This is a genomic window from Thalassospira profundimaris, from assembly GCF_003326675.1.
Taxonomy (GTDB): domain Bacteria; phylum Pseudomonadota; class Alphaproteobacteria; order Rhodospirillales; family Thalassospiraceae; genus Thalassospira; species Thalassospira aquimaris.
In genome coordinates this window covers 1-21892 of sequence record NZ_JPWF01000012.1, presented here as the reverse complement: position 1 = coordinate 21892, position 21892 = coordinate 1, and the positions used below count along the sequence as shown (strand labels likewise).

At 54.5% G+C, this 21892-nt stretch carries 18 protein-coding genes; 10 read left to right on the top strand and 8 right to left on the bottom strand.

All coding sequences use genetic code 11. The features are described 5' to 3' along the window. Window positions 1-4: 4 nt before the first annotated feature. From accC to TH19_RS16510, 3 genes are read right to left on the bottom strand one after another with little or no spacing between them, the layout of a single operon-like run. Window positions 5-1354 (bottom strand): acetyl-CoA carboxylase biotin carboxylase subunit, encoded by a 1350-nt coding sequence (gene accC / locus TH19_RS16520; protein ID WP_114103470.1) that lies wholly within the window; start codon window positions 1352-1354, stop codon window positions 5-7. 17 nt (window positions 1355-1371) lie between these two features. Beyond that, window positions 1372-1824, bottom strand: coding sequence for an acetyl-CoA carboxylase biotin carboxyl carrier protein (accB, locus tag TH19_RS16515; RefSeq protein WP_114103469.1), 453 nt, complete (start codon window positions 1822-1824; stop codon window positions 1372-1374). An 11-nt stretch (window positions 1825-1835) separates the two neighbouring features. After that, complete coding sequence (locus tag TH19_RS16510; RefSeq protein ID WP_114103468.1) at window positions 1836-2204, bottom strand: type II 3-dehydroquinate dehydratase; 369 nt, start codon at window positions 2202-2204, stop codon at window positions 1836-1838. A gap of 286 nt (window positions 2205-2490) precedes the next feature. On the opposite strand from TH19_RS16510, the gene thiS reads away from it, so the two are divergent. Beyond that, window positions 2491-3486 carry a sulfur carrier protein ThiS gene (gene thiS / locus TH19_RS16505; RefSeq protein WP_114103467.1) on the top strand — a complete coding sequence of 332 codons (996 nt, stop codon included), beginning with the start codon at window positions 2491-2493 and terminating at the stop codon, window positions 3484-3486. A gap of 130 nt (window positions 3487-3616) precedes the next feature. On the opposite strand, the gene TH19_RS16500 is transcribed toward thiS, so the two are convergent. The 3 genes from TH19_RS16500 to TH19_RS16490 all read right to left on the bottom strand — a co-directional run bounded on the left by TH19_RS16500 (window position 3617) and on the right by TH19_RS16490 (window position 6526). After that, a complete protein-coding gene (locus tag TH19_RS16500) occupies window positions 3617-4378 on the bottom strand; it encodes a DsbA family protein (RefSeq protein ID WP_114103466.1) in 762 nt (253 codons plus the stop codon). 76 nt (window positions 4379-4454) lie between these two features. Beyond that, on the bottom strand, window positions 4455-5174 hold the full coding sequence (locus TH19_RS16495) for a hypothetical protein (protein ID WP_258548003.1): 720 nt from the start codon (window positions 5172-5174) through the stop codon (window positions 4455-4457). Beyond that, entirely contained in the window at window positions 5171-6526 is a 1356-nt protein-coding gene (locus TH19_RS16490; RefSeq protein ID WP_258548002.1) for a M48 family metalloprotease, read from the bottom strand. Before TH19_RS16490 ends, TH19_RS16495 begins: the two co-directional genes overlap by 4 nt. Here TH19_RS16490 and TH19_RS16485 point away from each other — a divergent pair. Continuing rightward, a complete protein-coding gene (locus tag TH19_RS16485) occupies window positions 6513-7901 on the top strand; it encodes a gamma-glutamyltransferase (protein WP_114103464.1) in 1389 nt (462 codons plus the stop codon). The genes TH19_RS16490 and TH19_RS16485 overlap by 14 nt on opposite strands. A 68-nt stretch (window positions 7902-7969) precedes the next feature. Next, the gene (locus TH19_RS16480) at window positions 7970-9121 is read left to right on the top strand and encodes a pyridoxal phosphate-dependent aminotransferase (protein WP_114103463.1); all 1152 of its coding nucleotides are present in this window, start codon (window positions 7970-7972) and stop codon (window positions 9119-9121) included. Here the strand turns inward: TH19_RS16480 and TH19_RS16475 are convergent. Then, window positions 9118-9486: a hypothetical protein gene (locus TH19_RS16475; protein WP_114103462.1), complete on the bottom strand. Its 369-nt coding sequence runs from the start codon at window positions 9484-9486 to the stop codon at window positions 9118-9120. The genes TH19_RS16480 and TH19_RS16475 overlap by 4 nt on opposite strands. 117 nt (window positions 9487-9603) lie before the next feature. Then, window positions 9604-12612, bottom strand: a complete 3009-nt coding sequence (locus TH19_RS16470) for an Rne/Rng family ribonuclease (protein WP_114103461.1) — start codon at window positions 12610-12612, stop codon at window positions 9604-9606. Between the two features lie 645 nt (window positions 12613-13257). Here TH19_RS16470 and TH19_RS16465 point away from each other — a divergent pair. From TH19_RS16465 to TH19_RS16435, 7 genes are all read left to right on the top strand, one after another. Beyond that, on the top strand, window positions 13258-14541 hold the full coding sequence (locus TH19_RS16465) for an N-acetylmuramoyl-L-alanine amidase (RefSeq protein WP_114103460.1): 1284 nt from the start codon (window positions 13258-13260) through the stop codon (window positions 14539-14541). A 261-nt stretch (window positions 14542-14802) separates the two neighbouring features. Then, window positions 14803-17229, top strand: a complete 2427-nt coding sequence (locus TH19_RS16460; protein WP_114103459.1) for a penicillin-binding protein 1A — start codon at window positions 14803-14805, stop codon at window positions 17227-17229. 169 nt (window positions 17230-17398) lie between these two features. Beyond that, window positions 17399-18527 (top strand): peptide chain release factor 2 gene (prfB, locus tag TH19_RS16455; protein ID WP_114103458.1). Its coding sequence is split into 2 segments (ribosomal slippage): window positions 17399-17467 and window positions 17469-18527, totalling 1128 coding nucleotides; the frame shifts between segments, so codons are not numbered across the junction. 277 nt (window positions 18528-18804) lie between these two features. Then, window positions 18805-19059 (top strand): hypothetical protein, encoded by a 255-nt coding sequence (locus tag TH19_RS16450; protein WP_114103457.1) that lies wholly within the window; start codon window positions 18805-18807, stop codon window positions 19057-19059. Window positions 19060-19167: 108 nt separating this feature from the next. Further along, the gene (locus tag TH19_RS16445) at window positions 19168-19773 is read left to right on the top strand and encodes a nucleoside deaminase (protein ID WP_114103456.1); all 606 of its coding nucleotides are present in this window, start codon (window positions 19168-19170) and stop codon (window positions 19771-19773) included. Window positions 19774-19816: 43 nt separating this feature from the next. Next, window positions 19817-21337 carry a DNA-3-methyladenine glycosylase 2 family protein gene (locus TH19_RS16440; RefSeq protein WP_258548000.1) on the top strand — a complete coding sequence of 507 codons (1521 nt, stop codon included), beginning with the start codon at window positions 19817-19819 and terminating at the stop codon, window positions 21335-21337. Next, the gene (locus TH19_RS16435) at window positions 21337-21858 is read left to right on the top strand and encodes a methylated-DNA--[protein]-cysteine S-methyltransferase (RefSeq protein ID WP_114103569.1); all 522 of its coding nucleotides are present in this window, start codon (window positions 21337-21339) and stop codon (window positions 21856-21858) included. The genes TH19_RS16440 and TH19_RS16435 overlap by 1 nt, the downstream gene beginning before the upstream one ends. Window positions 21859-21892: the final 34 nt, after the last annotated feature.

Sequence of the window (21892 nt, the reverse complement as noted above, 5' to 3'; positions counted from 1 at the left end):
CTGGTCAGAGGGTCTTTTTCATGCCCATGAACTTTTCCAGCCAGTGGATGTCATATGCACCTTTCTGGATGTCCGGGTTGGCAAGAAGGGTCTGATGCAGCGGGATGGTGGTTTTAATGCCGCCAATCGCGTATTCCGCCAATGCACGGCGCAGGCGCATCATGCATTCTTCGCGGTCACGACCATGCACGATCAGTTTTGCGATCATGCTGTCGTAATAGGGCGGGATCGAATAGCCGGTATAGATGCCGCTATCGACGCGCACACCAAGGCCGCCCGGTGCATGATATTCCTTGATCTTGCCCGGTGACGGGACAAAGGTCTGCGGATCTTCTGCGTTGATACGGCATTCAATGGCATGACCATGAATTTCAAGGTCTTCCTGCTTGAATGACAGTTCCAGGCCCGCGGCAACACGGATCTGTTCACGCACAAGGTCAACGCCGGAAATCATTTCCGTAACCGGGTGTTCCACCTGAAGACGGGTGTTCATTTCGATGAAATAGAACTCGCCATTTTCATAAAGGAACTCGATCGTGCCGGCATTGCGATAGCCCATACCGATCATGGCATTGGCAACGGTAGAGCCGATGCGTTCGCGTTCTTCCGGTGTCAGGGTCGGTGACGGTGCTTCTTCCAGAACCTTCTGGTGGCGACGCTGCAAGGAGCAATCACGTTCAAACAGGTGAACGGCGTTGCCGTGGCTGTCACCAATGACCTGCAATTCGATGTGACGCGGCTTGCCAAGGTATTTTTCCATGTACACGGCTGCATTGCCAAAGTTCTGCAATGCTTCTTTACGGGTCATGGAAAACGCTTCGGCAAGCTCTTCTTCGCGCTCGACCACTTTCATGCCGCGACCGCCGCCGCCGCCCGATGCCTTGATCAGGACCGGATAGCCGATTTCCTTGGCGCATTTGCGGGCTTCATCAACGGTGGTGATTTCACCATCGGAACCCGGAACACACGGAATGCCAAGCTTTTCAGCAGTCTGCTTTGCCGTAATCTTATCGCCCATCATGCGGATATGTTCCGCGGTCGGGCCGATAAAGACAAAGCCGTGTTCTTCGACCATTGCCGCGAAATCGGCATTTTCCGACAGGAAGCCGTAACCCGGATGGATGGCTTCAGCGCCGGTGATTTCAGCAGCCGACAGAATGGCCGGAATATTCAGATAGCTGTCTTTGGATGCAGCCGGACCGATGCAAACCGATTCGTCGGCAAGACGCACATGCATGGCGTCCGCATCGGCGGTGGAATGCACCGCGACAGTTTTGATGCCCATTTCACGGCAGGCGCGCTGAATTCGAAGCGCGATTTCGCCGCGGTTGGCAATCAGGATTTTGTCGAACATGCGGTTATTACCCCGGCTTATTCAATAATGATCAGCGGTTCGTCATATTCGACCGGATGGCCGTCGGTCGCCAGAATCTGGGTCACTTTGCCCGATTTCGGTGCGCGGATCGGGTTGAAGGTTTTCATTGCCTCGATCAGCATCACGGTCTGGCCTTCGGAAATGTTCGAGCCAACCGAGATGAACGGAGCAGCGCCCGGTTCCGGTGCAAAGTAAACAACGCCGACCATCGGTGATTTGACAGCACCCGGATGCGAAGCCGCATCAGAAGGTGCAGCAGCAACAGGCGCAGCCACAGAGGCCGGTGCCGCAACCGGTGCAACAGCCGGGGCCGCAGCAACCATGGTGCCCTGGCGGGCAACGCGAATGCGGTTGTCACCAGCGGCAACTTCAATTTCGGTCAGATTGGTGTCGTCCAGCAGCTCGGCGAGCTGGCGAATGGCGTCATTGTCGATGTTGAACTTGCTCATTTCGATATCTTTTATGATGGTGTGTGGATCAATTCGTGCACGGCATCCAGGGTGTGGTGATAACTCTGGTAGCCATTACCATAGATCAAACCGTTTGCAGCTTCTGGAACGTCTGGATCAAATCCGAACGCGTCCCGCTTTTGAATATTGGACAGATGGACCTCGATCATCGGCAAATCTGATGCCCCAATCGCATCGAGGATCGCAACCGATGTGTGCGTATATGCCCCAGCATTACAAAGAATGCCAGACTCTTCTTGTCGGGCCTTGCTAAACCAGTCAACCAGGTCACCTTCTTTGTCGTCTTCAAGGCAGATGGCCCAAAGGCATACAGCCGTGTCATTGATGTCACATTGATCTTTGATCACGTGCAATGTCATCTTACCCCGGACATCCGTTCAGGCATCGCATCAGGTTCCGTTCCCGGACCTTGTGCCCAACTTTTAGTGTTGCGTTTATAACACGACCAAAGTCTGACGCAACGTTGCAATATCCTCGTCAATGCAGCATTGCGTGACCCGTTTGGAATTCGGCGGTGTCTTCGGGGTGACTTTGTCTGCGTGAATGCGTAAAAGCCTAGGAAGACAACTTGCCTCAAACCATGTCGCTGCGCATACTGCGCGGCAATCATGAAGATTTTGATACCACAGGGATTGAACGAAAAAGATGCTTCTGACGATCAACGGTGAAGACCGCACTATCGAGAATGCCGCCACTGTTGCCGACCTTCTTGGCGAACTTGGAATTGCAGCAACCAAAGTTGCGGTCGAGCGTAACCTCGAAATTGTGCCCAAGACGGCCTATGGTGAAACTGCACTGGTCGATGGTGACAAGTTTGAAATCGTTCATTTCATTGGTGGCGGATCGCAGGAAGCCGATCTGGCAGCCGCCGATGATGATGGCTTTGTCGTTGCAGGCAAAAAGTTCTCGTCCCGTTTGCTGGTCGGGACCGGAAAATACAAGGATTTCGAAGAAACCAAAATCGCCATCGAGGCATCCGGGGCCGAAATCGTCACGGTTGCCGTACGTCGTGTCAATCTGACCGATCCGAACCAGCCGATGCTGGTCGATTATGTCGATCCGAGCAAATACACCTATCTGCCCAACACGGCGGGCTGTTTTACCGCTGATGATGCGGTGCGCACATTGCGCCTTGCCCGTGAAGCCGGTGGCTGGAATTTGGTGAAGCTTGAAGTGCTTGGCGATCAGGCAACGCTTTATCCGAACATGCCCGAAACGCTTAAGGCGGCCGAGGCCCTGATCAAGGACGGCTTTGACGTCATGGTTTATTGCAGCGACGATCCCATTCAGGCCAAGATGCTTGAAGATATGGGCTGCTGTGCGATCATGCCGTTGGGCTCATTGATCGGGTCGGGCATGGGCATTCTTAATCCGGTCAATATCGCCTTGATCAAGGAAAACGCCAATGTCCCGGTACTGGTCGATGCCGGTGTCGGTACGGCATCAGATGCCGCGGTTGCAATGGAACTGGGTTGTGATGGTGTCCTGATGAATACCGCAATTGCCGGGGCAAAGGATCCGATCCGCATGGCGTGTGCGATGAAGCACGCAATCATTGCCGGACGTGAATCCTTCCTTGCCGGACGTATGCCCAAGAAAAAATACGCCGATCCTTCTTCGCCGCTGGCCGGTATTATCTGATTTTCAGACATTCCAGTTATTGACAACAAAGGCCCGTTTCGAAATCGAAACGGGCCTTTGTTGTATCGTTCGGGATGCGAAACAGGGTGACTGCAAATGTAGTCAAACGGCTTCAAACCGGTTTTGAAAATCAGGATGCCTCTTCAAGGCCTGCCTGAACCAGTGCGTTGACGCGATCCATGTCGGCACCGGAAACCATCGATCCATTAATGATGAAGGCAGGCGTGCCGCTGATACCAACGGTACGGGCCATTGCCGAATATTGCGCGATCATCGCGCTGATTTCCGGGGAGCCCATATCTTCGCGCATCTTGGCAACGTCAATCCCGGCCGCAGTTGCCAGTTCGTCAATACGGGCATCATCGAGAAGTCCGCGGTTATCCATGAAGGCCTTGTGAACTTCCATGTATTTACCCTGCTTCTGGGCTGCCAGTGCCGCACGTGCGGCCGTTACGCTTTCTTCACGCAGGATCGGGAATTCGACAAAGATGGTGCGGACCTTGTCATCATGCTTTTCGGCGATTTCCATCACGCCTTCGAATGCACGTTTGCAATAACCGCAATGATAGTCAAAAAACTCGATTACGGTGACAGGGGCGTCTACCGGCCCAAAGGACGGAACAGTGCTGTCGGCAACCAGTGCGTCCCAGACCGGTGTAATGGCTTCGGCCTGTTGGCGGGCCTTTTCATTTGCCTGCCAAAGCTGAACATTCTGGATGGCACGCAGAAGTGCTTCCGGGTTGTTTTGAAGGTATTGTTCAATCAGGCTTTCGACTTCGGCCTTTTGCCCGGCGCTAAGTGCTTCATCAGCCTGCGCATAGGATGCGCCAAACAGCATGGTCGTGGCAATTGCACTACAGCCAAGGAAGCGTTTAACAATCTGGGAATTCATCGGGTGTCCTTCTGTGACTGTGGCCGCTTATGGCCTTCGAATGGATGTCTTGGTTCTGTGATACGTGATCAGGGCGCTAACGGGAAAGTAAAATATGCGTTAGATAGGTGATCCCACTCACAGGCGGTTGATGGTCGCGACCGGGCACGACCCCTATCCATACAAGACGGACCTGATCGTTTGGTGTGTCGGGCCAATAGCGGCGATAAAGGGTTGAAAGATCAAAATATTCGCGCTGCCATTGCCCGTATTGTACCGAACGTTGGCCAATCGGGATTCGGACAAGCTGATCAATTGACGGTTTGCCTAATCCAAGATCGCCTTCAGTCCAGCTGTTTTGCCCCTGTTTGCGGAAACCCAGTTCAAGTTCGACATCGCCGGGCTGCGCGTGGCTGTTAAATTGCCAGTCAAACGACAAATAGGGCGATGCAAGCACAATGACATTGGTGCGACGCCCGATTTCAAACGTGCCAAGGTCCGGGCGCAGGGCAAGGGCGATGCGTTCATCCTTATCCTGCCATTGCAGCGGCGTATCTTCGGGCGATTGTCGGTGGCTGTTTGGGCGTTGATTGACCGTCCAGTAGGGTGGCGGTGTTTCGAGAGAGAACGGCGCATAAAACAGCTTAAGATCACCAGCTGAATCGACGCCTGCACCGGGCAATGAACAGCTTGCAATTGGCATCACCGCAAATCCCCATACCAAAACGCCGCGAAGGCGTTTCAGTAGGGGATGTTTCGGGTGAGCCGGATTGATTGATGCTTTTTGCGTCACACGGCCAACCAGATTGGCGATCACTTTGGCGCATCCTTGTCCGCATCACGGTCAGGATTGGTTGCCTGCAAGATATCTTGTGCGCGTAGCCAGGCAGCCGTTCCTTTTTCAAGTTTACGGTCGGCTTGGACCGCATGATAGCTGGCGGCTTGTCGATCACCACTTAGAAGGCTGTATTCGGCCTGCGACAGAGATGCTTCGCCTTCGTTGCCAAGGCGGTTTTCAACAATGGCCCTGAAACGCCAGGCCGATGCATTGCCGCGTTCACGCGACAAGACACCCATCAGGCTGGCTTTGGCAGGTTCAAGATATGCCGCGTCCCCGGTTTCAATCATGGCATGGGCCAGCAACAAGCGGATCAATGGCGCGCCATTTGAAAGCTCGACCGATTTCTGAAGCGGGTCAATGGCTTCTCGGGCCTTGCCAAATTCAAGCAGGACCTGGCCTTTCAACTCCTCGAAATACGGATTGTTCGGCTCGATACCGATCAGTTTTTCAATGATTTCAAGCGCCGGGGCCAATTCCGAATTCCGGTAATAGGCAATCGCACGCGCATATTGTCCGGCAACGCTGGTATCGCTTTCGGGATAGGTGCGCAGCGTATTCTGGATGTGATTGGTAAAGGCATACAGTTTTGCCCGCATACGCGCATGATGTTCATAAAGTTCCGGACTGACTTTCGCGTCTTTCAGGGCTGAGTTCGCCACATAGTTTTCCAGAAACTCGACACGTTCGGTCGTCAACGGGTGACTGCGCATATAGGGATCCTGGCTTGCCGTACTCAGCAATTCCTGGCCTTCAAGCGTTTCCATGAATTCCATCATGCCGCGCGCCGAAATTCCCGCCGCTGTCAAATATTTCACACCGGCCTGATCGGCACTGCTTTCCTGTGTACGGGAATATGCAAGGAAGTTACGCGTCGCAATATTCTGACCGCCCAGAATCGCCGCAGTTCCGACGTCAGATCGGCCCGCAGCAACGCCCGCAGCAACACCGGCGATGGTTGACAGGATCGAAATTGCAGACGCATTGCGCAACTGGTCATGCACACGCGAAAGGTGGCCGCCGGTGATGTGACCGGTCTCGTGGGCCATCACGCCGATAACCTGTTCTGGAGTCTCTGCTTTTAACAACAGCCCAGTATTGATAAAAAGCTTTTGTCCACCGGCAACAAATGCGTTCAAGCTGTTGTCAGAAACGATATAAACAGACACACCGTTTGGATCGAGCCCCGCCGCCTTGAAGATTGGCGTGGCATAGAGACGAAGGGTGTCCTCGATCTCGGTATCGCGGATAAAAGAACGACCCTGCGCCAAAACCATGCTAGGCAGGGCAACGAGGAAAATGGCAGTGAGAGTTAAAATGCGTCTGAGCAAAATGTGCGTTCCATATTTTCGTTCGACTGATGTCGGTTCCGAGCCGACGCGCAAGCCATCATGGCGGATCGCGTTTGCAATCGCAATGACTGCCGGACTTGCGGCCTGTGGTAGTACTAATACAGAGAATCTTGGTCAAATAGGGGCAGTTAGCGGATATTTCGGTGGTGTCGTCGCCGACGAGCCGCGCGCCGTAAGGGTTGCGCGCGATGTTCTGTCTGCTGGCGGGACCGCGGCGGACGCCTCTGTTGCACTTTATGCAACCATGACTGTGACCAAACCGTCTGTCGCCGGAATCGGCGGTGGTGGTGTTTGTGTTGTTCATGAACGTGAAGCCAAAAAGGTCGAGGTTCTTGATTTCTGGCCGCGTCCGGGCACGCGTACCCGTGCCGATCAAACTGCAACAACCATCCCGTCCGTACCGCGTGGGCTTTATGCGCTTAGTGCACGTTTCGGACGTTTGCAGTGGGGATCGTTGCTCAGTGCGGCTGAGCAATATGCCCGTCTTGGCGTTCCGGCTTCGCGGTCGCTGGTAAATGATATCGAGGCAAACCGGGCCCGCATCGAAGCAAGCCCGGCACTGCGTGCGACCTTTATGCCCGATGGTAAACTGCTTCAGGTCGGGGACCGTGTACGTGCGGTCAATCTGGCGGCGCTTCTGACATCCCTTCGGGTCAAGGGGCCTGGCGATTTCTATAACGGCTCGCTTGGTGCTGATATCGCCGCGGCCGTTCAGAATGCGGGCGGCACCCTGACGGCGGATGATTTGCGCAATTACCGTCCGGAATGGAAAGCCGCCACCGAAGTCAAACATGGCAATGAAATTCTGTATCTTGCCTATCCGCCGCGCGCGCAATCTGCATCGCCGGTTATTACCGATGGCAGTGATGTGGCTGCGATGCTGAATCGTTATCTTGCCGATGTCGTATCGGGTGATACATCCGGTCAGTCTTTGTCGGGTCGTAGCGGCTTTGTCGTGGTTGACCGGGCGGCGAACGCTGTTGCCTGCATGACCACCATGAACACACCATTTGGCGCAGGACTTGGCGCAGATGCGTTTGGACTTAACCTTGCGGCGGGGGATGCTGCACAGGCGGCGACACCGCTGATTGGTCCGGCTCTTATGGTCAACCCGTTTGTCAGTGAATATTACTACGGGATCGCCGGAACCGGTACGCCGGCTGGTGCGACCAAACAGATCGCGACCATGGCCGAAGACCTGATTGGGACGGGCGCTGCATCGGGCGTCGCGCTTAATTCACAGGGCGCATCGTCGGTTAATATTATCCGCTGCCTTGAAGGGACGCCCCCACATCCTGAAAGTTGCCAATTCATTGCCGATCCTGCCGGCGGTGGCATGGCAGGCGTTCGATAAAAACAAATACAACAGGGCAGGGACATTCCTGCCCTGTTGCACTTAAACATCAATTGGGACCCCACAAGATGGCTTTGAAACAATCGCTTCGCGGTGCAATTTCGCCCTTTATTGTTATGGATGTGATGCGTGCCGCCAATGCGCGCGAGACCGAGGGTAAAGCCGTTTACCACCTTGAAGTCGGTCAGCCGGGTACACCCGCACCACGCAAGGTCCGCGAAGCTGCTGTCAAGGCGCTTGAGTCCGATCTGATCGGCTATACCAATGCTATGGGCATTGATCCCCTGCGCGAAGCCATTGCCGGTCATTACAAAACCAAATTCGGTGTGTCGGTTGATCCGTCCCGTGTTTGCGTTGCCAGCGGGTCGTCATCCATCTTTGTTCTGGCCTTCCTTGCGGCATTTGATGCGGGTGATCGTGTGGCGATGGCTGCACCGGGCTATCCGGCCTATCACAACATTCTAAGCGCGCTGGGGATTGATACGGTCAATCTGCCCGCAGGACCGGAAACCCACTATCAGCCGACTGTACAGATGCTGCGTGATCTTGACGAGCCGGTTGATGGCCTGATCGTTGCCAGCCCGTCCAACCCGGCAGGCAGCATGATTGACGTTGATACCTATCGCGAACTGGCGACCTATTGCCGTGAAAACGGCATCCGCCTGATCAGTGACGAGATTTATCAGGGCATTTCATTTGGCGACGTCAAGGAATGCACGGCCCTTGAGTTTGGCGATGATGCGATCATCATCAACAGTTTCTCAAAATACTTTTCCATGACCGGCTGGCGTCTGGGGTGGGCGATTGTGCCGCCTGATCTGATGCGTGCGGTGGAATGCTTGCAGCAGAACCTGTTTATTTCTGCCCCGGCATTGTCACAGATCGCAGCGGTGGCTGCCTTTGATTGCGAAGAAGAGCTTCAGGCCAATATCGCGGCCTATGCGCGCAATCGTGAAATCCTGCTTGAAGGCCTTCCCAAGGCGGGCTTCACCAAATTCGCACCGGCCGATGGCGCATTCTATCTTTATGCTGATGTCCGCGAACTGACCAAGGACAGCGAAGCATTCTGTCGTCAGATGCTTGAAGAAACCGGTGTCGCCACCACACCGGGTACCGATTTCGACCGGATGCGCGGCAAGGGCTATGTGCGCTTCTCTTTCGCGCATAGTGAGGCAACCATGATCGGTGCCGTCAAGGCGTTGCAGAATTGGAAGCGCTAGACGACGGCGTTCCGCTGGTAGCGACCATCTAGTCCTTTTCTGCCGGCGTTTTCGACAACGTCCTTGATGAGATACAGTGTGAGAGGTGTCTGTCGAACTTTGTCAGTCATTGAGTGGATGCCACGTCTGGAGAAAAACGCATAGAAGTGACTGTGCAGCACCGAACCCAAACACAAGAAAAGTGATGATAGTGTCGCAAAGACAAGAATTGTTATCGGTATTGATAAATCTTTGATGGTTGCTGCCGTCATTGAAAGCAAGCCGTAAACAATGAGAACGGCAGAGATGTCTAGGGTAACGACGATGCCGATAATCTTGCCCCATCGCCTGTAAGTCATCTGAGGATGGAATAGTTTTTTGCTCATTGTGACCTATCTGATCCGTCAACGCTGACAGTTATCATTGCTCAAACCTTCAAAGGTTTGAACAAAAAAAGACCGCTGAATTTCAGCGGTCTTTTTCTTTCAATGACTTCGATCGTGTTAACGACCAAGGCTCCACCAGCCGCGTTTTTTCGACTTGGGCTTTTCGTCCTTTGCCGGTTCCGCAGCCGGGGCTGCTTCCGGGGCAGGGGCCTGAACAGGTTCAGGGGCCGGTGTCGGTGCTTCGGCTTTCGGTTCAGCCGGTTTTTCAGCCGGGGCTTCAACCTTCGGGGCTTCAACCTTCGGGGCTTCGACCTTTGGTGCTTCAGCTTTCGGTGCCGGGGCACTTACTTCTGCCGGTGTGCTTGCCGTTGCCGCTGCTGCGACTTCCGGTTTGCTTTCAACAGCTGCTTCGGGTGCCGGACCGCTCTGGATCGGGATGTTTTTAACATCGCCGCGCTCGTTGCCACCTTCGTTGCGATCAGAACGGCTGTTGCGATCACGGCGGTTGCGGCGATTGTCATTACGATCACGACGCGGACGGGCCGGTGCCGGGGCGGTGGTGCTGCGCGAACGGCCAGTACGAACGCCTTCCTGATCAAAGCTGTCGGCATCCTGACCTTCGCTTTCGGCGTCGATCACGGTGTCTTCTTCCGAACCGGTCGGGGCTTCGTGATCGCGGTCACGGCGTGCTGCCGTCAGGGCCGGATCATCGTTGGGCGAACGGGTACGGTTGGCGTCAAAGTCCTGGCGACGCGAACGGCGACGGCCACCACGCTTGCCGCGACGGCGGCGCTTGCGCTGGCTTTCTTCGTCATCATCGTCAAGGCTGTTGCGATCATCGCCGTCAACATCATCGGCATCGTTGTCGGATGCTTCCTGTTCGGTTTCGGTACGATCATCGCGGTCATCATTGCGACCACGGCGACGACGGCGACGGCGACGGCGTTTGCCGCCCTGATCGTCATCATCGCTGCGGGCGGTTTCTTCGTCTTCTTCGTCGGCTTCTACCGGGCTTTCAATCGCGGTCAGCGAAACGCTGTCGGTATTGAGAACCGGTGTGGCTTCCTCGATCTCGTCACCCTTTTTCGCGCGGGTGCGCTCGATACGGTGATCCGGCGAAATCAGGCTGTCATCGCCAAAGATCATCACGGTGAAGCCGTAACGCTGTTCGATTTCGGCAAGCGAATCACGTTTACGGTTCAGGATGTAAAGGGCGACTTCACTTGCGACATGGACGGTCAGTGCGCCGGAGCGACGACGCATGCCTTCTTCTTCGATTACGCGCAGCAGATGCAGGGCTGCGCTTTCAATCGAACGAACAAGGCCGACACCACGGCAATGCGAGCAAACCTCGAACGCGCTTTCAACAAGCGACGGACGCAGGCGCTGACGCGACATTTCAAGCAGACCAAACGGGCTGATGCGGCCGATCTGAAGACGGGCGCGGTCATTGCGCATCGCTTCTTTCAGCTTGCGTTCGACCGATGCCTGATTGCGGTGATCTTCCATGTCGATAAAGTCGACAACGATCAGACCGGCAAGGTCGCGCAGGCGAAGCTGGCGTGCCAGTTCTTCGGCGGCTTCAAGGTTGGTCTTGTAAGCGGTTTCTTCGATATTGCGTTCACGGGTCGAGCGGCCGGAGTTCACGTCAATCGCGACCAGTGCTTCGGTCGGGTTGATGACGATATAGCCACCGGATTTAAGCTGAACGACCGGGTTGAGCATCGCATCAAGCTGGCTTTCCACCTGGAAACGGTGGAACAGCGGCACGCCCTGATCCTTATAGGGCTGCACGCGCTTGGCATGTGACGGCATCAACATTTTCATGAAGTCTTTGGCAACGCGGTAACCTTCGTCACCCTCGACCAGGACTTCATCGACATCACGTGCATAAAGGTCACGGATGGAACGCTTGATCAGGTCGGCTTCTTCGTAAATCAGGCATGGTGCCTGACTCTGAAGGGTGGTTTCGCGGATACGGTCCCACAGACGCATCAGATAATCGAAGTCGCGTTTGATCTCGGCTTTGGTTCGTTCTGCACCGGCGGTACGAACGATCACGGCCATGCCGTCCGGAATCTCCAGCTCGGCCAGAATTGATTTCAGACGCTTGCGGTCCTTGGCGTTGGTGATCTTGCGCGAAATGCCGCCACCACGCGGGGTGTTGGGCATAAGAACGCAATAACGACCGGCCAGCGACAGGAAGGTCGAAAGGGCAGCACCCTTGTTGCCGCGCTCTTCCTTGACGACCTGAACCAGAATGATCTGGCGGCGTTTGATGACTTCCTGGATTTTATAGCGTTTCTGAAGCTGACGGCTGTGAGATTCGACGAACTCGTCGGCATCATCACCGCCAAGATCTTCGATCTCTTCTTCTTCGCCAGCAGCATCCGCAGTCGCGTCAGTTGCGTCACCTTCTTCGTCTTCGTCGGCATCGACGTCAACGGTCAGTTCGGCGACTTCTGCGCTCATCGCGGCGTTGCCACCGGTCGGCGCATCGTCGCCATCGCTGTCAGAATTTTCTTCTACAACGGCATCATCCGAAGATGCTTCGACATCATCGGACTTCTTGCGACGGTTACGGGGGCGGCGACGGCGCGGCTTTGCTTCCTCTTCTTCGGAAGAAGGCGCAGCATCCGATACAGCATCGGTATCCGCTGGGGCATCGACAATGACTTCGGCCTCAACCGCATCTGCGCCAGCGTCGGCAGCATCAGCAGTTTCATCCTTGTCTTTCACACGCGGTTTGCGGCGCGAACGCGACCGGGTCTGTTTCTTTTCTTTTTTCGGGCTGTCGTCGGTTTCGCCAATATTGTCTTCGACAATTTCAGCGTCCTTGACCTGCGCATGTCCCTGACTCAGGGCTTCGCGGTCGGCAACCGGGATTTGATAGTAGTCGGAATGGATTTCGCTGAAGGCAAGGAAACCATGGCGGTTTCCGCCATAGTCAACAAAGGCCGCCTGCAAAGACGGTTCTACTCGCGTTACTTTCGCGAGATAGATGTTTCCCTTGATTTGCTTTTTGGTCGATGTTTCGACGTCGTATTCTTCTAGGCGATTTCCATTAATAACAACGACGCGGCTTTCTTCCGCGTGCGTTGCATCGATAAGCATGCGTTTAACCATTCGGAACCTGTTCCTGGAGGTCCCGCCAGTTCAATGCTACGCGCATTGCTGCGCTGATATGCAAACAAACCGGCGTGACCGGAGGCGCCGTCCAAGAGGGTCGCGATATGTCCTGTATGTCTCTGGTTCATCGCGTGTCGGCTGCTCTTCCGGTTCGGACCTGGTTTTGATGTTGAAACAAAATAGGTTGCGTATTTTCGAGCGCGCCAAGGCAGCCTTTTTCAGGAGGGCTCTATCGGGAGCGGGAATTGCCGCGTCACCGAGACACCGACCGTAAGAACTGATCTAGTCGCGTCCTCAGCCTGGTGGGGTTATAGGTTCATACCACAAAGCATAGGAATCTCGGGTGCAACATATCCGGTTTATTCGCCTGCGACAAACAGTTTTGTTGCACCATATGACGACTTTCTGACACTGGTCTGTCAAAAGGCGAAGAATTCCGGGATATTTCGCCTGCCGCGATTAATCGTTGGCAAATGTATGAAAAAGCAAAGCTTTTGCTCGACTTGCCATATCGTCGCCAAAGATAGCAGGTTGATAAGGAGCCGACCTAACTTCTTTCTTTGGTCAATTGCCCGTTAACCAACGCATTGCTATAAGCGATTATCTTACCTTTGACAGGGTCATCAGGCGCAAGCACGACAAATGAATTCATCGCATGCAAACACATATTCCGAAGTGCGATCCGCACCGTCGTTTCCGGGTTTACCAAAACTCGTGAAATTTGCGACCATATTGTTTTTGCTGCTGTTTTCAGCCCATCTTGCAGTTTCGACCGCCAACGCACAGGCCGCCAAGGTTCTTGGTGCGCGGCTTGGTGTCTATCCTGATTATACCCGTTTTGTGATCGATCTCGACCGGGATGTGGATTTTACATATTTCCTGCTGCCTGATCCGTATCGCATCATCATAGACTTGCCCGAAATCGATTGGAGTGCGCCTCCCGGCAAGGTGACTGCCGGTGGCGGGCTTATTTCCGGTTTGCGCTATGGCCTGTTTAAACCCGGTACATTCCGTGTGGTTCTTGACGTTGCCGAACCGTCACTGGTTTCCAAGATTTTTGCCCTGCCATCATCGGAAGGAAAGCCCAACCGTCTGGTCGTCGATTTGAAACCGGCACAAAGACAGGCATTCCTTGACGCATCACGCGACAGCATGGCGGCCTATTCTGCACGTAGCCGTAACGACACCAGTGCAACCGAACAAAGTGTTGATGTCGGTGTTAAGTCCGGTCGGGGCGGGGACGAAAAACCGTTGATTGCAATCGATGCAGGCCATGGCGGTGTTGATCCGGGCGCGATTGGCGTTGGCAATGTCTATGAAAAAGACCTGACCTTGGCGGCGGCCCGTCAGCTTGCCGATACTTTGACGGCTTCCGGGCGCTATCGCGTGTTGCTGACGCGTGACAAGGATGTGTTCCTGAAGCTGCGGCAACGTGTCGAAATCGCGCGTAAAAACGGGGCGGACCTGTTTATCTCGTTGCATGCGGATTCCATTGGCAATCCGAAACATCGCGGCGGTTCTGTTTACACTCTGTCTGAAAATGCATCGGACAAAGAGGCCGCAGCACTTGCATCCAAGGAAAACAAGGCCGACGTCATTGCCGGTATTGATCTTTCAGATGAAAACTCGTTGGTGCAAAGCATTCTGATCGATCTGGCCCAGCGTGAAACCATGAACCTGTCGGCCACCCTTGCGGCCAACATGGTCAGTCAATTGTCTGACAGTATCGAGCTTCAACGCAGAACCCACCGGTTTGCCGGTTTTGCAGTGCTTAAGGCGCCGGATATCCCGTCAGCCCTGTTTGAAATGGGATATCTTTCCAACGCCGCCGACGCCAAGCTTTTGCAAAGTGCAGCACATCGTAAAAAGATTGCCGAGGCCGTGCTTCGGGCAATTGATATCTATTTCGAGAAGCACAAATTCTAAGCCACAGATTAGACAGGTCATGAATGCCCGCATTCTTGTTCGGGCATCGGGAACGCGTATATTCGTACTGTATGAATAAAAAATCAGCTTGGCGTGCCGGGCGTCACAACCTTGTCACTTTTTTGCCGCTATAGTTCGAATATGTACGGTTGGCTGTCCGGATCGGACGGATAATCTGCTGGGACATTGCAATTACGATGATAGTGCATGAATATGCGCGGTCATCGGTTCAGGTAACAAATCGAAAAAAGACCTGCTTATATGCGCATTTTACTAAGTATTTTCGGCTTTCTGTTTTTGATGGGGATTGCTGGCGGGATCGGCGTTCTGGCGATCTTCTGGCATTTCGGTCAGGGCCTGCCTGACTACACCCAGCTTGAAAATTATGAGCCGGAGGTCATGACACGTGTTCATGCCTCTGATGGTGCGCTGATTGCAGAATATGCGCGCGAGAAACGTGTTTTTGTTCCGATTACCGCTGTCCCGCACAAGGTGATTGATGCATTTGTCGCGGCCGAGGACAAAAACTTCTACTCGCATCCGGGGATCGATTTCGCGTCGGTCTTGCGCGCCGCTGTGACCAACGTGATCAATCTTGGCACCGGGCGTCGTCCGGTCGGTGCATCGACCATCACCCAGCAGGTCGCCAAGAACTTCCTTTTGACCAGTGAAGTGTCCTATGAGCGCAAGATCAAGGAAGCAATTCTGTCCTTCCGCATCGAACGCGCGTTCTCCAAGGATCACATTCTGGAACTGTATCTGAACGAAATTTACCTTGGCAGTGGTGCTTATGGTGTTGCTGCGGCGTCGCTTCGCTATTTTGACAAATCGCTTGATGAGCTGAATGTCGAAGAAGCGGCTTATCTTGCCGCCTTGCCAAAGGCCCCGTCAAACTACCATCCGGTTCGCAACCATGACGAAGCCAAAGCCCGTCGTAACTGGGTCATTGGCCGGATGCTGGAAGAAAAATACATTACCGAGGCCGAAGCACAGACCGCGTGGGCGTCCCCACTGGTCAGCAAGACCCGTGAATCTGTTGATACCTATCAGGCCGATTTCTTCGCCGAGGAAGTCCGTCGTCAACTTGTTGATCGTTACGGCGAGGGCATGCTTTACGACGGTGGTCTTTCGGTGCGTTCGACCGTTGATCCGCGCATGCAGTCGGTTGCGGATAAGGCATTGTTTGACGGTTTGGTGGCCTATGACCGTCGTCATGGCTGGCGCGGGCCGGTTACCCAGATTGATATGAGTGGCGACTGGCAGCAGAAACTTCGCGAAGTCGAAAAGCCAAGTGACATTCCGTGGGACTTGGCGGTGGTCCTTGGCACCGATGCCAAGGAAGCAACCCTTGGCCTGCAATCGGGCGAGCAGGGGCGTATTCCGCTGCGCTTCCTGACATGGGCGCGACCCTGGCAAAAAGGTCAGACCCTTGGCCCGGTCGTGAACAAGCCGTCTGATGTTTTGACGGTCGGTGATGTCGTCTATGTAAAGCACTTTGCCGAACTTGATGGCGAAAAGCTTCCGCCAAACACCTATGGCCTGCGTCAGATCCCTAACGCCAATGGCGGCCTGGTTGCGATGGACCCGCATACCGGTCGCGTTCTTGCGATGACGGGTGGTTTTTCCCACGCACTTTCGAAATTCAACCGCGCGACACAGGCCCGTCGTCAGCCGGGTTCGGCGTTTAAGCCGTTTGTGTATCTGGCCGCCCTTGATCAGGGCTTTACGCCGTCGACCCTTGTTCTGGATGCGCCGTTCGTGATTGATCAGGGGCCGGGACTTGGAAAATGGAAGCCGGGTAACTACAGCGGTAACTTCTATGGCCCGTCGACCATGCGTCTGGGCATTGAAAAATCCCGTAACCTGATGACCGTTCGACTGGCGCAAACCATCGGTATGCCGACGGTTGCCGAATATGCCGAACGGTTTGGCATTGTTGATGATCTGCCCGAAGTTCTGTCGATGTCACTTGGTGCGGCAGAAACGACTGTGATGCGTTTGACTGCGGCCTATGCCGAGCTGGTCAATGGCGGCAAGAAAATCACCCCGACCCTGATTGACCGTATTCAGGACCGTCGCGGTAATGTGATTTACCGTCGCGACGAACGCGAATGCGCACAATGTCAGAATGTTGCCTTCCGTAATCAGATGCCGCCTGATCTTCCTGATACCCGTGAACAACTGACCGATCCGGCCAGTGCCTTCCAGATGGTCCATATCATGGAAGGTGTGGTGTCGCGCGGTACGGGCCGTACGATTGCCGAACTTGGTTATCCGCTGGCGGGTAAAACCGGTACGACCAACGATTCACGTGATGCCTGGTTTGTCGGCTTCTCGCCTGACCTTGCTGTCGGTGTTTATGTTGGCTTTGATGACAACCGGTCTCTTGGTGACAAGGAACAGGGTGCCAGTGCCGCAGCCCCGATCTGGAAGGAATTCATGCGCGGTGCGCTTGAAGGCACCAAAGCCATTCCGTTCCGTACCCCGCCGGGTATTCGCATGGTCCGTGTTGAATCACGTACCGGCATTCCTGCCCGTCCGGGTGATCAGGACGTGATCTGGGAGGCCTTCAAACCCGGGACCATTCCGGCATCAAACGACAATGTCATTGATGGTGGTTATAACGGATTTGGTGGTTCGGACGGCGGTAATGGTGGTGCGGTTTCCGGACCGGGCGGCATTTACTAAGTACCGGTTTGACCCGAAATCAACCGATGCAAAACCCGGCGGGGAAACCTTGCCGGGTTTTTGCATGGTTGCAGGGGTTTCAAGCCGGACAAAAACTGTTATAAGCGGCGCCGAAGTTGCCGCTTTTATATGTGGCCAAACAAATTTCAGATGAATAACGGAGACATCAATGCGCGCTGAAGCACAGGCATTGGTCGATGAAATCAAGCAGTCGATGGCACTGCTGAGGAGGCATCTTTGACTGGGATAACGCTCTTAGACGCCTGGACGAACTGAACGCACTGGCCGAAGACCCGACTCTTTGGGACAACGCCGCCAATGCGCAGAAAGTCATGCGTGAACGTACCCAGCTTGATGATGCCATCAATGGCTATAAAAAGCTCGCCCAGGAGCTTGAAGACAATATCGGTCTGATCGAACTTGGCGAAGCCGAGGACGATGCGGAAACGGTTGCCGAGGCCGAAGAAGGCCTGCGTGCGATCCGCGAGATTGCCGCACAACGCGAACTTGAAAGCCTGCTTTCTGGCGAAGCAGACGCCAACGACGCCTATCTTGAAATCCATGCCGGTGCCGGTGGTACCGAGGCACAGGATTGGGCATCGATGATGGCGCGCATGTATTACCGTTGGGCAGAGTCCAAGGGTTACAAGCTTGAGATGCTCGAAGAAAGTGATGGCGAGGAAGCCGGTATCAAATCGGTGACCTACAAGATTTCGGGTCTCAATGCCTATGGCTGGCTGAAGAACGAAGTGGGGGTGCATCGTCTGGTGCGTATTTCGCCCTATGACAGTTCTGCACGTCGCCATACCAGCTTCTCGTCGGTTTGGGTCTATCCGGTGATTGACGACAATATCGAGATTGAAATCCTTGATAAGGACCTTCGTGTCGATACCTATCGTGCATCGGGTGCCGGTGGTCAGCACGTTAACCGTACAGATTCGGCGGTTCGTATTACCCACATTCCGACCGGCATTGTTGCCCAGTGTCAGAACGACCGTTCGCAGCATAAAAACCGCGACACGGCGATGAAGATGCTCAAAGCGCGTTTGTATGAAGCCGAACTTCAGAAACGCGAAGCCGAGGCACAGGCGGTTGAAGACAGCAAAACCGATATCGGTTGGGGCCATCAGATCCGTTCCTATGTCCTGCAGCCTTATCAGATGATCAAGGATCTGCGTACCGGCACCGAAACGTCCGATACCCAGGGCGTGCTGAACGGCGATCTTGATGCCTTTATGGCAGCGGCCCTTGCCGCCAAAGTCACCGGATCGGCTGGCGAGGTCGAAGACATCGATTGATCGGTTGACGATAACCGGTTGAAATATAAAGCACCCCGCTGTTTTTTCGGCGGGGTGTTTTGATTTTGGACTTTGTTTTCCTGAAAATGCCATCGCCACGAAACCGGTGAAAAAGGCGGTTTGCCCCCAAAAATCCCATTTCTGTCACACAATTGCCGAATAGCTTTGCCATGGTGTGGCCATGCAAGACCCGCCAAGCAATAACAAAGCGCCAGACGATGACTGGTCAAAGGCGGGCTGGCTCAGAGCAAACATCTTTTGTCAGGTGAAGTCCCAAATGGTCCAGCACTCTCTTGGTCCGGTCGCAGTCGGCGACCAGTTCAAACTCGCAACTCCGAACGGCCCGGTTTTCGAGGTTGTCAAAATCCGTCAGATGGCACCGGTCGATCATGCCCTGATCACCAAGGTGCGTGATACCAAATCTCCGACCCTGATTTCGGTCACGACCCTTTTGAACCGGGACTTCTATATTCCGGTTGCCCCGGAAAACCGTCAGATGCCTGATAGTGACGGGATTCTGCGTGGCATTTGATTGTTAAGCGGCACTTTACGCTGTTTCGTTGAAAAACAGGTTGGCATGGCGGCCCCGGCACGGTGAAATGATGCAAACATAAAATGCATTTCATCAGGGGCCTCCATCATGTCTGACGCCACGGCAAATCAGAATATCCTCGAACGTCTTTTTTCGGTTCTTGAAAACGATATCCTGCCCAAAACACGTGCGGGTGTTTCGGATGGTAACAAGCTTTTCGGGGCGGCGATCCTGCGCAAATCCGATTTGTCGCTGGTGATTGCCGAAACCAACAACGAAACCGAAAACCCGCTATGGCATGGCGAGGTCCATTGTCTTAAGCGGTTCTATGAAATCCCGGCCAATCAACGCCCGGCGACATCAGAGCTTATTTTCCTGTCGACCCATGAACCTTGTTCGATGTGCCTCTCGGCCATCACCTGGGCCGGTTTTGACAATTTCTATTATTTCTTCTCGTACGAAGATTCCCGTGATGCCTTTGCCATTCCCCATGATCTGAAAATCATGAAAGAGGTCTTCACACTTGCAGACGGGGAATACAACAAGTCCAACGCATTCTGGGACAGTCATTCGATGATGGGCATGGTGGCCGAACTGTCGGAAAATGACCGGGCAGGGTATGTGGCACGGGCCAAGGCAATCTCGGATGAATATGATCGCCTTTCGGCGCAATATCAGGACGGCAAGTCCGATAACGACATCCCCCTGAACTAAGCAATTCCTTCGGTTTTACGTCTGAGTCCGAATCTGGCGAGTTTTGATCACCAGTTCTGATAAACTGCCGGGCATGGAACAGCTCAATAACGATATATGCTATCAGGCACTCAAAACCCGGGACCGTCGGTTTGACGGGCGGTTTTACACCGCGGTTCTGACCACCGGAATTTTCTGTCGCCCGATATGCCCCGCAGTCACGCCAAAGCGTGCCAATGTGGAATTTTATCCCAGTGCCGAGGCGGCAATCGCCCACGGGTTCCGCCCGTGCCTGCGCTGTCGCCCCGAAGCCGCCCCCGGAAGTCCGGCCAGTGCCGGCGTTCATGCAACCGTGGCCCGTGCCGTACGTCTGATAGATCAGGGTGCACTTGAAACCGGATCGATTGCCGATCTGGCGGATCGGCTTGGGGTCGGGGACCGGCATTTGCGCCGCATCTTTAAGGAACATACCGGTGTAACGCCCCAAGAACACGCCAAGGCCAGACGCCTTTTGCGGGCGCGCCAACTGATTGTTGATAGCAATCTGACCATGATTGAAATTGCCGATATTGCCGGTTTTGGCAGTTTGCGGCGGTTCAATGATGCGATGAAGCAGGCCTATGGGCAGGCGCCGACGGCCTTTCGCCGCGGTGTAAAATTGAAAACCCCAGCCAATGACGGATCGGATGACCCGTTTGCGCCGCGCAATGATGATCTGATCTTGCGATTGCGGGCCAGACAGCCGTTTGATGCCGAATATCTTTTGGCATTCTTCCGGGCGCGCGCCATTCCGGGATTGGAAACGGTACGTGACCGCATCTATGCCCGTGGTTTTCGGATGGGCGATGGCGTCGGTTTGATGATCTGTCATTTCAGCCCGGATCAAAGCGGGGTGGATGTGATCCTGCGCGGTCCGGCCCGCGAAGCTGTCCTTGAAATCGGGGCGCGGGTTCGGCGTCTGTTCGATCTTGATGCCGACGTGCCATCCATTACCGCACAGTTTGCCGAGGATGTGCTGCTTGCGCCGCTGATTGAAAAGCGTCCGGGATTGCGTGTGCCGGGATGCTGGGACCGGTTTGAACTGGCCATGCGCGCCGTGCTTGGACAACAGGTTTCGGTTGCTGCGGCCCGTACCTTGGCGGGGCGGATTGTGGCACGGTTTGGCACAACATTGCCTGATGATCTGGTTGCAGACACGGGTGTGACGCATCTGTTCCCTGATGCTGCAATGCTTGTCGATCAGGAACTGATTTCCATCGGGTTGACAACCAGACGGGCCCAAACATTGGCCGATGTCATCGATTTGTTTGCCGATCCCGCCTGCGATCAGAAACCGGGCGATGCCCTGATTGCCGACATGACGGCGATCAAGGGGATCGGTCCTTGGACGTTGAATTATTTCGGTCTGCGCGGGCTTGGTGACCCGGATGCCTTTCCCGCCGCCGACCTTGGTATCCTGAAGGCATCAGGCATGGGCGGCGGGCCCGACAAGGCCAAGGCACTTGATAGCCTGTCTGAAAACTGGCGGCCCTGGCGGGCCTATGCCGCGCAATATCTTTGGTCCGCATTGGAAGGAGAAGGATGATGACAACCACAATCAACGTCGTTCGTTACGCCAGCCCGATCGGGATGCTTTCATTATCATCGGTCGACGGAAAACTTGTGCATCTTGATTTCGAAGACAACGATGATCGTCTTAAAACCATCCAGACACGGCGTTTCAAAAAACTCGACTGGATCGAAGGCGGTTCTGCACCGAAAGCCATCACTAATTGGCTCGATGGTTATTTCGCTGGTGTCGTAGGTGATCTTCCGATGGCGGCGATCACGATGATTGGTACCGATTTTCAGAAATCCGTCTGGGATGCCCTGATCAACATTCCCAATGGCAAAAGTGTTTCCTATGCCGGGCTTGCGGTTCAGCTTGGAAAGCCAAATGCGGTGCGTGCCGTGGCCCGTGCCAATGCACTGAATCCGGTTTCGATCATTGTGCCGTGTCATCGCGTGATTGGATCAAACGGCACCTTGACCGGCTATGCCGGCGGGCTTGATCGCAAGAAATGGCTGCTTGATCACGAAGCTGCCATGTTGGCCCGTGCCGCATAAGGCGTGTGCCGTCCTAAAATAGGTTGACGGTTTT

Excerpts from the sequence above, each read along its gene's own strand:
- TH19_RS16470 (WP_114103461.1), bottom strand. The coding sequence starts at position 12,612 with ATGGTTAAACGCATGCTTATCGATGCAACGCACGCGGAAGAAAGCCGC.
- TH19_RS16510 (WP_114103468.1), bottom strand. The coding sequence starts at position 2,204 with ATGACATTGCACGTGATCAAAGATCAATGTGACATCAATGACACGGCT.
- TH19_RS16475 (WP_114103462.1), bottom strand. The coding sequence starts at position 9,486 with ATGAGCAAAAAACTATTCCATCCTCAGATGACTTACAGGCGATGGGGC.
- TH19_RS16480 (WP_114103463.1), top strand. The coding sequence starts at position 7,970 with ATGGCTTTGAAACAATCGCTTCGCGGTGCAATTTCGCCCTTTATTGTT.
- TH19_RS16465 (WP_114103460.1), top strand. The coding sequence starts at position 13,258 with ATGAATTCATCGCATGCAAACACATATTCCGAAGTGCGATCCGCACCG.
- TH19_RS16460 (WP_114103459.1), top strand. The coding sequence starts at position 14,803 with ATGCGCATTTTACTAAGTATTTTCGGCTTTCTGTTTTTGATGGGGATT.
- TH19_RS16450 (WP_114103457.1), top strand. The coding sequence starts at position 18,805 with ATGGTCCAGCACTCTCTTGGTCCGGTCGCAGTCGGCGACCAGTTCAAA.
- TH19_RS16485 (WP_114103464.1), top strand. The coding sequence starts at position 6,513 with ATGCGTCTGAGCAAAATGTGCGTTCCATATTTTCGTTCGACTGATGTC.
- TH19_RS16500 (WP_114103466.1), bottom strand. The coding sequence starts at position 4,378 with ATGAATTCCCAGATTGTTAAACGCTTCCTTGGCTGTAGTGCAATTGCC.
- TH19_RS16445 (WP_114103456.1), top strand. The coding sequence starts at position 19,168 with ATGTCTGACGCCACGGCAAATCAGAATATCCTCGAACGTCTTTTTTCG.
- accB (WP_114103469.1), bottom strand. The coding sequence starts at position 1,824 with ATGAGCAAGTTCAACATCGACAATGACGCCATTCGCCAGCTCGCCGAG.
- TH19_RS16435 (WP_114103569.1), top strand. The coding sequence starts at position 21,337 with ATGACAACCACAATCAACGTCGTTCGTTACGCCAGCCCGATCGGGATG.
- accC (WP_114103470.1), bottom strand. The coding sequence starts at position 1,354 with ATGTTCGACAAAATCCTGATTGCCAACCGCGGCGAAATCGCGCTTCGA.
- thiS (WP_114103467.1), top strand. The coding sequence starts at position 2,491 with ATGCTTCTGACGATCAACGGTGAAGACCGCACTATCGAGAATGCCGCC.